Genomic DNA, 13,730 nt, shown 5'->3' on the forward strand with positions numbered 1-13,730 from the left:
CGACTTTTTTTCCATTCCAAACTACGTTTTCCAGCCGTTGCGTTTTATACTCTTTACACGATTAAATACTCTATCTTTCTAGCATTGAAAGCGCTATTCCTTTTTTTATGCTTTCCAATCATTTTGTTTTCATCAATATCTTGAAAAATCAGTACTCTTTTTTATTATTCGGACATGAAAACGTTCTATTCTTTTTCCTTTCTGGAGATTAGGATGATGCTAATAAAGGTCTAAAGTATGTTTTCCGAAAAAAATATTCCTTCTTTTTACCTACTTATTTTTATCTTTTTTAATGCATCATACGCCATCCCTTCTTGTAAAAGAGGGAGCGTATGATGCATCTTTTTAATATTAAGAGTCTAAGCCAGTTGCTTTTCCTTCACGGCTGGAATCAGCTGCTCCAAATAAACGGCCGTTTTCTTTATCAATTTGAATACCTTGAACATTTCCGATTGGGAACGGCTCATCTCCAAAATTAAACCCCATGGCTTCTAGCTCTCCTTTGGCATTCATATCCACTCCGGCTTCCCAACCGATAAGTGATCCTGTACTATTAAAAATTCTTGGTTCTTCAATCGCTTCTTTTATATCCATTCCATAGTCTAAGACATTCATAAGCGTTTGGAACACAGAGCCTACAATGGTTGGTCCGCCCGGAGACCCTAAAGTGAGTACAGGTTCACTGTCTTTAAAAACGATGGTTGGGCTTTTACAGCTAACCGGACGCTTTCCTGCATCCGCTTGGTTTAGCCCTCCAGGAATAGCATCAAAATCAGTAAGCTCGTTGTTGAGTAAAAATCCATGGTCTTTAACCATAATTCCTGTACCAAAAGGATGTTCCACAGTTGATGTACACGCGACAATATTGCCCCAGCGGTCAACTACCGTGAAGTGAGTTGTTTCACTAAGCTCGCGTTCAGGTTCATAAGGCTGACGCACAACGTTCACTTTTTGGCCTTTCTCATAATCCCACGGGTTGCCAAAATCAACTTTCTCATTTTTATGCTTCCAATTAATTAATTTTTGACGTTCCTTTATATATTCGTCATTTAAAAGCCCTTTTAATGGAATGTCACTGTAGGCTGGATCTCCAGAGAATGCAATTTTATCTGAAAATGCAATGCGCATAGCTTCTGCAAACAAATAATACTTTTCCCACGATTTCACGTCGTACTGAGACACATCGAAGTTCTCTAATAGCTTTAAAATTTGCAGCACCGTAGCTCCTCCTGCACTAGGCATGTTGGAAGAAGCAATTCGGTATCCTTTATAATCTCCCCACACGGGTTCATCAATCTTAATCTGGTATTCTTTCAAATCTGACAGTTCCATAAAACCGCCGTGCTCTTTTATCGTTGAAATAATGGCTTCTGCAATTTCACCTTCATAAAAAGCCTCGATACCTTTTTCTTGAAGAATGCGGAATGTTTTAGCAAGATCTTTTTTATTAATCATGTCTCCTTCTTGCATAGGCTTGCCTTTTGGAGAATATAGCTGCTTAGCATGTTCTCCTAGTCGATAGGCATATGTTTTTAAAATATCTCCAAGCACCCAGTTTGTTTCCACACCCGCTTCTGCTGCTTTGGCAGCCGGTTCAATTAATTCAGCAAGGGGTTTTGTTCCATACTCTTTACGAGCTGCTTCCATCGCCTTTAAAATCCCTGGAATTCCAATTGCCGTTGCATGAGTAGAACGCTTTCTAAACGGAATAACTTCTTTATTTTCATCAAGAAACATTTCAGAATAAGCTGCTTTAGGAGCCTGAGAATGCCCGTCAAAAATTTTAGTTGTTTTGCTTTCATTGTGGTATACCATAAAAAAGCCGCTGCCTCCAATACCGGTCATCATCGGTTCTCCGACGTTAAGCCCAAACTGAACGGCAATTGCTGCATCAATTGCGTTGCCGCCAGCTCTTAGCACCTGTTCTCCGGCGTCTGTTGCAATTGGATGAGCACTGGCTACCATTCCTGTTTTTCCAACCGCTGTTTCTCTTCTATATGAACTCTTTCCTGAACGAGATAAACTTTTTCCATTAATCATCTTTTACGACCTCCTAGTTACTTACTTTATCTGGGATATTGGTAAAATACCCTATTGCTTTTGGGATAAAACTGTTTAAATTTGTATTGATTACTGTACCTAGACCGATATCCCTAGCATATTTTAAGCCTGTGAAAGCCATAAAATAGAAAAAGCGCCACCCCTTTTTGTTTAAAGAAAAGGTTAGCACTTTTTGTGTTTTTTAACATTTATACACTTTTATACTTGTACCGAAGCTACTTCATTATTTACATTAAGCAGGGTATAAAGCTCTTGAAGCCTTCCTATTTCATAGGTTGAATTCCAATTTGTATCATTCTTTTTTTCCTGAGGATTAAACCAGCACGTATCAATACCGGCTAGCTGCCCGCCTTGAATGTCTGCACTCAAAGAATCTCCAACAATTAATGTTTCATGTACGGACAGCTCTTTTATACGTAAAAAAACATAATCAAAATATTCCTTCATAGGTTTTTGAAAGCCCGTATCTTCTGAAACAAATACTTCTTTAAAATAAGGATATAGACCTGAGTCCTGAAGGCGCTTATATTGAGTAGCCGATACGCCATTTGTAACAACATATAATTCATAGTGACAGCTCAGTTTTTTAATTACCTCAATTGCTCCGTCAATTAGCTGATGGCCATTGTTCAAATACGTTCGGTACTCTGCTTCAAGCAGCTTTCCGTCTTTCTCTATTCCATATTCTTTACATAGAGTAGAAAAGCGAGTATTTACAACTTGCTCACGGCTTATTTTATTTTCTTCAAAAGCTGTCCATAACCCCTGGTTTATCAAGCTATAACGTTTTTTGCTTTCATCAGTCAGCGGAATATTGTGGTTAGCAAAAAGAAGCTGTAAAGCCTGCTCTTCGGCTGCGTTAAAATCTAAAAGCGTATTATCAATGTCAAATAGAAGCGTTCTGTATGTTTTCATTCTTCTCTCTCCCCTTCAACTAATCTATTGCTTTTTCTACTCGTATATATTGTCGTTTGCTAGACAGCTCAGTTTTTCTTTATCTTTGAGAATAATAGAGCCTTTCTGTTTTTCAATAACTCCTTGCGCTACAAATTTCTGAAGAACACGATTTAAATGCCGGTAAGTCGTTCCGATTAAATTGGCTATATCTTTTAGGCTTTCTGTTTTTTGATCCATAACCAAATGTGATTCTTCACAAAAAATAGAGAGCAAGTAGCTAGCCAGCCGCACTTCAACTGGGTACATTAAATTAAAGCTGAGCGAGTTCGATTTTGCGCAAAACTTTTTTGTGAGCATTTCCAGTAAAAACGTCAGCAGCTGTGGATCATCACTCGCATGCTGTTTTAATCGTTTGTATGGTATACCAATTACAACTAAAGGTGAAACGGCTTCAACCGTATTCATAATATCAACATCCTGTACATACTCAATATCGCCTATCACTTCAAGGGGCTGTTTAAAGGAAAGAACAAGCGTCTTGCCTTCGGGCGATATGGTATAAACTTTAACCTTGCCTTTCACCAGTATGTACAAACAATGAGACGCATCTCCTTGAGAACAAAGACGTTCTCCTGCCTCCACATCATACAGTGACAAATGCGGTAGTAAGTCTTTCTTGAAAACTGACTCTAATTTATAAGTATTTATATACTCCAGCAGTTGTTTCTCACTCGTAATTTCCCTCATGTTTTCCTCTCCATCATAACGGTTTCTTTTTATTAAACAATAACACTTCCCAAAATAAAAAGGACATATGTCCCGAATAAAATTTTAATTTTTACGTTATGTTCATAGATCCCTTTCAAAAGAAATATATACACAAAAAAGACTCTAGCTCGTTTGCTTAGAGTCTTTTTTTGCTAAACGCTCTTTTTATTTCTCCCGTATCCAACGTAAATAAAGACGCCAATCAGCATCCAGCCGATTGAGTACATCCACGTTACCATTGATAAGTTAAACATAAGAAAGATACAGCAAAGAATAGCAAGAATCGGAATGAATGGCACAAAAGGTACTTTGAAACCGCGCTTTAAATTAGGCTGAGTTTTTCGCAGAGCCAAAATTGAAAATGAAACGGCAGCAAACGTAACAATCGCTAGCATATTGGCTAAATCCGCCAGCTGTTTTAAGTCAACAAAACCAGCTACAATCGCGCCTAATGCGCCGACAAGCCATGTGGATATAACAGGCTCACTGTTCTTTCGGTTTACTTTTGAAAAAAGAGAGGGCAATAATCCATCATGACTCATTGACATCAGTACGCGAGGCACAACAAACAAATAAGCAAACACGACGGCCATTATACCAATAACTGCTCCTATAGATACAATAAGCGCTGCCCATTCTTGTCCAACGCTATTGAGCGCATATGATAACGCATCGCCCACGTTTAGCTCTTTATAAGAAACCATCCCTGTTAATACTAATGCAATGACTACGTAAATGACTGCACAAACACTCAGTGCAATCAAAATACCTAGCGGCAAGTTTCTTTGCGGATTTTTCACTTCTTCTGCCGAAGTAGAAATGGCATCAAATCCGTTATAAGCGAAAAAGACGGAAGCTGCGCCTGCAAAGATTCCTTTCACACCAAAAGGAGTAAATGGGTGCCAGTTATTTGTATGAATAAAAAAGACGCCTACGGCTACAAATAAAAGAACAATACCTATCTTGATTAAAACCATTAAGTTATTTATTTTTTTACTTTCTTTTACCCCTCTTGTTAATAAAAACGACATGCACAGCACAATAAATACTGCCGGAAGGTTAATGATACCTCCGTCGCTCGGTATGGCGGTTAACGATTCAGGAAGTCTAATACCAAACTCAGTAAGCACATTATTTACGTAAGAAGACCATCCGCCTGCTACAGACGCTAAAGACACCGTATAGCATCCCACAATGGACCACCCTATTAAATGCGCTACAAATTTCCCTAATGAAACATATATGTATGTATATGCGCCTCCTGAACTTGGAACAGCTGAGCCAAATTCTGCATAGCACAACGCAACAAGAATACAGGCTATTGCAGAAATAATAAATGAAACGGAGACCGAGGGCCCTGCATCCCTGGCGGCAACTAGTCCTGCTATAACCAGAACTCCTGTCCCAATGGTTGCTCCTACTCCCATCAAAATAACATCAAATAACCCTAGTGTCTTAGCTGATTCTTTTGCTGCATTTTCCTCTAACAGCTTATTAACATCTTTTTTTGCAAACAGATTACTCATGATGACTAACCTCTCTTCATCTTGTTACTAACAATACTTTTTATAGTCTATTTTTTAATGGTAGATCTTTCTATGTATGTAACAGTAAACTATTTTACTACATTTAATTTTCTGTGTAAAATAATTTAGTCTTTGAACTTTTTAATGATTAAAACAAATTCACTAATGATGTTTTTTCTATCACCCTATTATGTTGTACCCGACCAGACTAAATACATGCGTTAAAAACTTTATCAAAATTTCCTTCATTCATGATTGCTTTTGTACTATACTAAAGAAAAACTTCTTAGGAGCAACATAAAAGATGAACTTATTTTATTTTCTCAAGGGGTTAGTGATTGGGTTTTCCGTTGCTGCTCCCGTCGGTCCCATTGGTATTTTATGCATCAATCGCACGTTATCTAAAGGGCGATTACACGGGTTTGTATCCGGGCTGGGAGCAGCTACAGCAGATGCTCTTTATGGATGCATCGCTGCGTTTGGCTTAACGTTCATTACAACCTTTTTATTAACCCAAAAGATTTGGCTTCAGCTGATTGGGGGATTATTTTTATGCTATTTAGGTGTACAAACTTTTCGTTCTCAACCTGCAGAGCACGCTGCTGCTGCTAAAGGAGAAGGGTTGCTTCGTTCGTATACATCCGTTCTCTTTTTAACGGTTACGAATCCAATGACGATCTTATTTTTTATTGGCGTGTTTTCTGGTGTAGGCATTAGTAAATCAGCATTTGATGTTGCTTCTGCGCTGACAATGGTTGCAGGCGTATTTTTAGGATCGGCCTGCTGGTGGCTTTCGCTCAGTTTTGCTATTAGTCTTGCCCGGTCGAAGTTTACGAATAACAGCTTGATCTGGGTAAATCGTATTTCGGGAGCGGTGGTACTGACTTTCGGGATATTTGCGTTATACAAGTTGCTATAAAAAGTCACTTGTCTCCTTTTCTGGGGACAAGTGACTTTTTTAATAGAAAAGAATAATCTTAAAAAATACCCTAAACGCTGTGTTTTCTGTATAATAGATAAATAGAAAAACAGAAAAAGTATAAAAAATGCTTGAAAACTACATACTCAATCAATAGTCTTCAAACATAATAAGGGGAAATAAAGCATGACCATTCTGCTCGTAGATGACAATCAAGTCAATCTATTTGTGATTGAAAAAATTCTAAAAGGCGCTGGCTACGATAACTGTGTGTCTCTTACGTCTGCCCATGCGCTTTTTGACTATCTTAACCTGGACGATGAGAACTCAAAAACGAATTCGGTCGATTTGATTTTACTTGATATTATGATGCCCGAAATTGATGGAATCGAAGCCTGCAGGCGAATTCAACAGGTAGAACGCTTAAAACATATTCCAATTATCTTTGTCACAGCCCTAGAAGACAGCAGCAAATTAGTAGAAGCTCTAGACGCTGGCGGAACAGATTACGTCACAAAGCCGATTAATAAAGTGGAACTGCTGGCTCGTATGCGGGTAGCCTTACGCCTTAAAGCAGAAATTGACTGGCACACGGAACATGAAAAGAAAATTCAAACTGAGTTAGATTTAGCTACGCACGTACAGCAAAACTTACTCAGCCCCCCTTTACGAGAGAAAGATATTCAAATGGAAGTTTCATATTATCCTTCTTTTAAATTAGCGGGTGATATGTACTATTGGCACAAAATTGACGAGCACCGGTACGGTATTATTCTTTTTGATATGATGGGGCACGGCATCTCTGCCTCGCTTGTTTGTATGTTTATTTCGTCTGTGCTCAGAGAAGCTATCAAGTCCCTCATAGACCCTGAGCAGGTTATTACAGAGTTGAATCGCTACATGGAATTATTGCACAGCGAAAAAGATGAAATCCCTTACTATTTCACTGCTATTTATTTAGTGATTGATACGGAAGCCAAGACAGTAGAATATGTGAATGCCGGGCACCCAGAAGGTTATATGTTAGTGGATGAACATACGCTCGTTCCTCTTCAACGAGGAAGCTGCCCTGTAGGGTTTTTTGAAGAAATGGACGTTCAGAAATCTGTTGTCAGCTTTGAGAACGATGTGCAAATTTTGCTATTTACAGACGGAGCTCTTGAATCGATGGGCCCTTGCGAAAATGAATCTGCTCTTCGTCTTCAACAACTTACTGAACAAAAATGGACAAATCCGCAGGCATTTATGAATGAAATTTTCTCAGAAGAACAAAAGTTAAATCAGCCTGATGACATGTGCGTGCTTATGATTCAAGCACAAGCATAATAAAAAAGACCTCACAATGAGGTCTTTTTTTATTGCTTTTGATAGATGCGCTCGTTCCCTGCAAACTCAATATAAGAAGCTGCTCCCTCAGCAAAGCGAAGCGTTTCTTTATCGCCAAGCCCAAGAAACCCTTTTACACACAGGCTTTCTGAAAATAAATTATACACTTGATTTTGCAGCTGAGCTGTAAAATAAATAAGGACGTTTCGGCAAATGATGACGTGAAATTCATTAAATGACTGATCCGTGACTAAATTATGCTGAGCAAAGATAATATTTTTTAACAGCGACGGATGAAAATATGCATAGTGATGATCCGTTTGATAATATTCCGAGAAGGCATTTTTTCCCCCGGCTTGAATATAATTTTTTGTATATGACTTCATTTTACGTAAAGAAAAGGCGCCTTGTTTTGCTTTTTCTAATACATCTTCGTTCATATCGGTTGCGTAAATGACCGTTTTATCCATTAACCCTTCTTCTTCTAAAAGAATCGCCATAGAAAATACCTCTTCGCCCGTTGCACAGCCAGCGTGCCAAATGCGAATTTCCGGATAATCCTTTAATACCGGAATCACTTTTGTGCGAAATGCTTTAAAAAAGCTTGGATCGCGAAACATCTCTGTTACATTTATTGAAAAATCATTTAAAAGCTGATTCATAAATTCTTCTTCGTGAATCGCTTTTTCTAACAATCGAGACACGGTTGGAATACGTTCAACTTTCATTCGATTATAGACTCGGCGACAAATAGAAGATTTAGCGTACTGTCTGAAATCGAATCCCGTTAATCGATAAATAGCCGTCAGCAGTAAATCGATCTCTAAATCTGTTTTTTTATTCATAACTAAGTCTTCACTTAAATCTAGGTGCTTCATATCCATTTATGTTTCATACCCCGCTTAATTTACTAGCCATACACGCATAACGGAGAACAGCTGATTTAAATCTAAAGGTTTACTGATATAATCTGAAGCTCCAGCTTCCAAGCATTTTTCACGATCGTTTTTCATCGCTTTAGCGGTTAATGCAATAATAGGCAAATCAACAAGCTTTAGCTCTCCTCTAATTTTCTGCATGGCTTCATATCCATCCATTTGCGGCATCATAATATCCATTAAAATGAGATCAAATGGTTCACTATTTTCCATCATTTCAAGACACTCTATTCCGTTATGAGCTGTCATAATGGTCATACCTTGTTTAGCTAGCGCAGTTTTTAAGGCAAAGATGTTGCGCTGGTCATCATCTACGATGAGCACTCGCTTATCTTGAAACACATTTTCACCATCTTGCAGTGAAGATTCAACTGGTTGTACAGGATGATCAATTTCAGTTATTTCTGCTTCAGGTTCAGCTTCTTCTACAGATACCGCTACTTCTTCATATGCAAAATTCACTTTTTCATAGTCAATAAGACCATTAGAGAGACTAGGAAGATAGAGTGTAAACGTACTTCCTTTTCCTACTTCACTGCTTAGAGAAATCCAGCCGCCCAATAATTTTGCAAACTCACTGCAAATAGATAAGCCAAGTCCCGTTCCTCCGTACTTGCGGACCGTAGCTCCATCTGCCTGCTGAAACGCTTCAAAGATAAGCTGATGCTTTTCTTTTGGTATACCAATCCCTGTATCAGCTACAGCTATTTCTAGCCAGCAATCCGTATCAACTGTACGCATAGCTGTTGTAAGACGATGGTCAGCTACTCGTTGAATGGATACTGTGACAGATCCCGATTCCGTAAATTTAAATGCATTTGATAAAAGATTTTTCACAATTTGCTGGAATCTCTTTTCATCTGTGTGAATGATGTCCGGTACATCTTGTGCTTTATTAATTTTCAATTGTACGTTTTTCTGTTCAGCAACGTGGCTGAAATTACGTTCGATTTGATCTGGAAGCTCACTCATATTCATCTCAGCTAGTAAAATATCTAGTTTTCCAGACTCTACTTTTGATAAATCCAAGATATCGTTGATTAATGCGAGCAAGTCTTTTCCTGAAGAATGAATAATACGAGCGTATTCTTCTTCATCTTCAGATAGCGTTTTAGCTGCGTTTTCCTCAAGCATTTCAGACAGAATAAGAATGCTGTTAAGTGGTGTTCGAAGCTCATGCGACATATTAGCAAGAAATTCAGATTTATATTGAGAATTCAACTCCAGCTGATGCGCTTTTTCTTCTAAATCTTCTTTTGCAGCCTCTAATTCAAACGATTTTTCTTCTGCGTCTTTTGTTCTTTCTTCTAGCTGTTCATTAATCATACGCAGCTCTTCAGACTGCATTTGCAGTTCTTCTGATTGTGTTTGAAGTTCTTCAGACTGAGCTTGGAGCTCTTCTGTCATCGCCTGAGATTCTTTTAATAGACGAGCAATTTCCATACGTCTAATTACGCCATTGATAGTGAGACCAAACGTTTCAATCACTTGACTAATAAGTTCTTGCTCTAAAACTGTAAACTCGTGCAGCGATGCAAGCTCGATAACAGCAATTACTTCATCTTCAAACAAGACGGGTACAATAAAAATACTCTTAGGTTTTACGTCTCCTAATCCTGAAGTAATGAGCTGGTACGTGTCAGGTACATCGTTTATGACAAAGGTTCTTTTCTCTAAAGCAGCTTGTCCAATAAGCCCTTCGCCTATCAAAAAGCTCTCTCTTCCCGCGTCGCCTTTTCTATCTGCAAAAGCAGCTTGTTTGACGAATAAGTTTCCTTTATCATTTTCCTCTCGAACATAAAATGCTCCGAAAGAAGCTTGTGTCATTTCTGAAACCGTAAAGAGAAATTTTTCCGCAAGCTTGTCTACAGATGCTATGCCTTGGTACATCGTTACAGCATGAGCAATGTTCGTTTGAAGCCAGTTTCGCTCTTCAATATTTTCTAACAACGCGTTCGTGGCTAGCCCTAAATCTTTAATTTCATCATTAGATCGAACTTTAATTCTTCCTTTTAACTCGCCTTTTGAAGCCGTAATTCGTTTGATCGTTTGCGTAACTTCTTTAATCGTATTCACAATAGAATTAGACAACACAATAGCGATAGCAAGTGAAATAAGCGTAACGAATAACAGCAAACCGTAAAGTCCAATTTTAATTTTTTGATTTTTCTCGTCTAACTCTGTTGCTCTTGTTTCAGTCGATTTTTTCTCTACATTTCTAAAAGAAGTAAACTGGCTGCGTATATCGTCCATATACTGGCGCCCAGGATCTTTCTCAAAAAATTGCTGAAGCTCTTTTGTATTATTTTCTTTTTTTAATGCAATGGTCGGTTCACCAGCAGCTTCAATCCAGTCTTGAATACTTCCTTTAATCTTCTCCAGTTTCTCCTGCTGATTTGGATTATTATTTAGAAGCTGATACAGCGCATTATAATCTTTTTCCCAACTTGTTGCTGCACTGTTATAAGGTTCTAAGTAACTCGCTTCTCCTGTAATAATATAGCCTCTTTGTCCGGTTTCCATATCAAGCAGGTGCTTTTCAATTCGATTGGTCAGATCATGGACTTCAATATCATGATCAATGATAAAATTTCGCTCTTTTTGCAAAGATGAAATTTGACTGTTTAAAACAATAAATGCAATAAATAAACAGACAATAACAATTAAATATCCAATAATAATTTTGGATTTGATGCCAAACCTCATTTTCTTTTCCATAATGTTCCTACTTTCATTCTAGATATTCTTCTAGAAGCATTCGAAAAACATGTTTATTTTTGCCGCTGGACAATTTCACTTTCAGTACACACTCTCCACTCCATCTTCCTTTGCTTGATAAGGCTTCTCTCTTTTTCCTATCAAGTCAACATTCCTATTATACACTCTATTTTTGTACAGAAGAATATTTATTGTGCAAGAGGTGAAGATTAATTCCCCAATTAGAAATTGACGTTTTAAAACGCTATATAAAGATAAGCCCATGCCTGTACAAGCATGGGCTTATCTCATAATATATTTGTACACAATAAGGTAATGAAAAGTAATTTATGCTTTGGGGAATCACATAAATTATGACAACATAGGTATAAATACTTATATGCAAAATGCAAAGCATTCATTAATTGAATTGTACTTGGATAGCAGAAAACATTGCCACTTTTTTTAATTTAAATATATTTTTTAAACTTACATATCTACTTGCTGTACTTTTTATCTCGAGCTCTTTAACATTGCCAAAATCTCTGCGGAGCTCGCAACTCTTTTATTTTGAAGCGTTTCAGCAAGATGTGATACTTTATAAAGTGTTTCCATGCTTTCAATCGGATATTTCCCAGCTGCTGTTTCAGCAGAAAGCATCACTGCATTCGTGCCGTCCAGTACTGCCTGAAACACATCCGTCACCTCGGCTCTTGTAGGAATTGCGCTGCTCACCATTGATTGAAGCATTTGTGTCGCGGTGATCACATATTTATCGTGCAAGCTGCATTCATGAATTAATATTTTTTGGAGCAAAGGAATCCATTCATACGGTAGCTCTACCCCTAAATCTCCTCGTGCAATCATAATTCCATCGCCTTCTTCACATATTTGCTTGAAATTTTCTATAGCTTCCATTGTTTCCACTTTCGCAATCAGCTTTGGTGCATTTAGATGTTTTAAATGGATAAAATCTTTAATGTCTTTTAAATGTTCAGGGGTTCTTACGAACGAACAAGCAAGAAAATCTACTTTTTCTTTCAATAAGAATACGATGTCTTTTTTGTCTTTTTCAGTAATGGCCGGCAAACCGACGCGAGCACCTGGCAAATTCACGCCTTTATGAGACGAAATAGATCCGCCCTTTTTTACCTTTGTGACAAGTGTATCTTCTTCTACTCCTTCAACAGCCAGTTCTACTTGACCGTCATTGATTAAGATTTTGCTTCCTGTTTGAACATCCTTCACGATACCCTTATAGTCAACGCTGGCTCCTTTTTCATTTCCTGACATCTGCTCTGTATATAAAATAAAAGATGCGCCTTCTTTTAACACTATTTCTTTTGACTTTATCACTCCAAGTCTAATTTTAGGACCTTGTAAATCTCCTAAAATTTGAATAGAGGAATTTAAAGATCTTAACGTATCTATAATTGTTTTATGACTTTCATGCGACCCATGAGATAAATTCAGCCGAGCAATTGTCATTCCTTTTTCCAACAGTCTCTCTAGTACATCTTTCTTATTACTAACAGGTCCGATTGTACAGATTCTATCGATTACCACTGCCTTTCACCATCCTTTTAATGTAGGATGCCCATTTCCATAAAAGAGATAAGCTTTATACAAAAATAGGTATATCACCACAAAAAAATGCCTCTTAGTCAATAACTTGCCTAAGAGACAGCCTTTTTATTACTTTACCCAGCTTTCCGTCACTTTCTTATTTTTAGAAATCCAGTTTTTCACGCCTTTTGTTTCGTCTTTTGCACTGTTAATTTCTGATTCTAATGATGCCAATTGATCAGCGCTAATCGAAAAATCTTTAAGCCACTTTGCTGCTTCTGGATAATCTTCCTTAAAAGCTTTTTTACTGATTGACTGTATTTTCTCAGGTCCAGTTGGATTCATCGTATTTTTGGGATCTTTTAAGTATCTGAGATTATACTTTTCAAAAGCCCAGTGCGGGCGCCATAACGTAACAACAATAGGTTCTTTATTAGCAATGGCTTTATCCAATTCCGATAGCATCGCAGCTGTACTGCTCTCTACTAAATTCCAGTCTGTTAACCCATAGCTGGGCATGGCATGGTCTTTCGTAAGACCATTGATTCCAGATCCCGGTTCAATGCTAATAATCTTTCCGTTAAACTCCCCTTTCTTATTTTTTAAATCACCTATCGACTGCGCGTCTACATAGTCGGGAACGGCTAATCCGCTGTCTGCTTGATCGTACCAAGTGCCGAGAACGTCTACTTGTTTTCCGAATCTTTTCATGTAAGAACTATGGGTAGTAGGCATCCATACATCCAAAAATAAATCAATATTTCCTTGAGCAACTCCTGAGAAAAGCGGGGCTACGTCACTTTGAACTGCTTTAACTTTATAGCCTTTTTCCTCTAATAATTCCTTCCATAAAAACGTAACGGCTACGGCTTCGTCCCATGGTATGTACCCAATTGTAATTTCTTTTTTAGTCGTCGTGCCGCTTGCCGTATTGCTATTTCCGCATGCAGAGACAAGCAGCATGACGACGATTGTTAGCATAATAAAAGAAATTTTTTTTGAATGTTTCATCTAATCCCACCTTTATCCATT

The 13,730-nt window shown here is 37.9% G+C and carries 10 protein-coding genes; 2 read left to right on the top strand and 8 right to left on the bottom strand.

The genetic code is table 11. The features are described from left to right. Positions 1-351 precede the first annotated feature (351 nt). From ggt to ACXAE4_RS19980, 4 genes are all read right to left on the bottom strand, one after another. On the bottom strand, positions 352-2,040 hold the full coding sequence (gene ggt / locus ACXAE4_RS19965) for a gamma-glutamyltransferase (RefSeq protein ID WP_099000045.1): 1,689 nt from the start codon (positions 2,038-2,040) through the stop codon (positions 352-354). A 219-nt stretch (positions 2,041-2,259) separates the two neighbouring features. After that, positions 2,260-2,976, bottom strand: coding sequence for a YjjG family noncanonical pyrimidine nucleotidase (locus tag ACXAE4_RS19970; RefSeq protein WP_099000047.1), 717 nt, complete (start codon positions 2,974-2,976; stop codon positions 2,260-2,262). 36 nt (positions 2,977-3,012) lie between these two features. Beyond that, on the bottom strand, positions 3,013-3,705 hold the full coding sequence (locus tag ACXAE4_RS19975) for a Crp/Fnr family transcriptional regulator (RefSeq protein WP_033578495.1): 693 nt from the start codon (positions 3,703-3,705) through the stop codon (positions 3,013-3,015). 173 nt (positions 3,706-3,878) lie between these two features. Continuing rightward, the gene (locus tag ACXAE4_RS19980; protein WP_028413959.1) at positions 3,879-5,252 is read right to left on the bottom strand and encodes an amino acid permease; all 1,374 of its coding nucleotides are present in this window, start codon (positions 5,250-5,252) and stop codon (positions 3,879-3,881) included. A 304-nt stretch (positions 5,253-5,556) separates the two neighbouring features. Here ACXAE4_RS19980 and ACXAE4_RS19985 point away from each other — a divergent pair, with 304 nt between their 5' ends. Together ACXAE4_RS19985 and ACXAE4_RS19990 are read left to right on the top strand one after the other, a co-directional pair. After that, complete coding sequence (locus ACXAE4_RS19985; RefSeq protein WP_028413960.1) at positions 5,557-6,171, top strand: LysE family translocator; 615 nt, start codon at positions 5,557-5,559, stop codon at positions 6,169-6,171. Positions 6,172-6,357: 186 nt separating this feature from the next. Continuing rightward, the gene (locus ACXAE4_RS19990; RefSeq protein ID WP_028413961.1) at positions 6,358-7,497 is read left to right on the top strand and encodes a SpoIIE family protein phosphatase; all 1,140 of its coding nucleotides are present in this window, start codon (positions 6,358-6,360) and stop codon (positions 7,495-7,497) included. A 29-nt stretch (positions 7,498-7,526) separates the two neighbouring features. On the opposite strand, the gene ACXAE4_RS19995 is transcribed toward ACXAE4_RS19990, so the two are convergent. From ACXAE4_RS19995 to ACXAE4_RS20010, 4 genes are all read right to left on the bottom strand, one after another. After that, positions 7,527-8,381 carry a CheR family methyltransferase gene (locus ACXAE4_RS19995; protein WP_154989212.1) on the bottom strand — a complete coding sequence of 285 codons (855 nt, stop codon included), beginning with the start codon at positions 8,379-8,381 and terminating at the stop codon, positions 7,527-7,529. Positions 8,382-8,399: 18 nt separating this feature from the next. Further along, positions 8,400-11,153 (bottom strand): CHASE3 domain-containing protein, encoded by a 2,754-nt coding sequence (locus ACXAE4_RS20000; RefSeq protein WP_034266623.1) that lies wholly within the window; start codon positions 11,151-11,153, stop codon positions 8,400-8,402. Between the two features lie 492 nt (positions 11,154-11,645). Next, a complete protein-coding gene (locus ACXAE4_RS20005) occupies positions 11,646-12,698 on the bottom strand; it encodes a pyruvate kinase (RefSeq protein WP_028413964.1) in 1,053 nt (350 codons plus the stop codon). Between the two features lie 129 nt (positions 12,699-12,827). Then, complete coding sequence (locus tag ACXAE4_RS20010; protein ID WP_028413965.1) at positions 12,828-13,709, bottom strand: glycine betaine ABC transporter substrate-binding protein; 882 nt, start codon at positions 13,707-13,709, stop codon at positions 12,828-12,830. Positions 13,710-13,730: the final 21 nt, after the last annotated feature.

Source organism: Priestia sp. ABM2_011 (assembly GCF_056158845.1).

Excerpts from the sequence above, each read along its gene's own strand:
- ACXAE4_RS19975 (WP_033578495.1), bottom strand. The coding sequence starts at position 3,705 with ATGAGGGAAATTACGAGTGAGAAACAACTGCTGGAGTATATAAATACT.
- ACXAE4_RS19970 (WP_099000047.1), bottom strand. The coding sequence starts at position 2,976 with ATGAAAACATACAGAACGCTTCTATTTGACATTGATAATACGCTTTTA.
- ACXAE4_RS19985 (WP_028413960.1), top strand. The coding sequence starts at position 5,557 with ATGAACTTATTTTATTTTCTCAAGGGGTTAGTGATTGGGTTTTCCGTT.
- ggt (WP_099000045.1), bottom strand. The coding sequence starts at position 2,040 with ATGATTAATGGAAAAAGTTTATCTCGTTCAGGAAAGAGTTCATATAGA.
- ACXAE4_RS20010 (WP_028413965.1), bottom strand. The coding sequence starts at position 13,709 with ATGAAACATTCAAAAAAAATTTCTTTTATTATGCTAACAATCGTCGTC.
- ACXAE4_RS20000 (WP_034266623.1), bottom strand. The coding sequence starts at position 11,153 with ATGGAAAAGAAAATGAGGTTTGGCATCAAATCCAAAATTATTATTGGA.
- ACXAE4_RS19980 (WP_028413959.1), bottom strand. The coding sequence starts at position 5,252 with ATGAGTAATCTGTTTGCAAAAAAAGATGTTAATAAGCTGTTAGAGGAA.
- ACXAE4_RS19995 (WP_154989212.1), bottom strand. The coding sequence starts at position 8,381 with ATGGATATGAAGCACCTAGATTTAAGTGAAGACTTAGTTATGAATAAA.
- ACXAE4_RS19990 (WP_028413961.1), top strand. The coding sequence starts at position 6,358 with ATGACCATTCTGCTCGTAGATGACAATCAAGTCAATCTATTTGTGATT.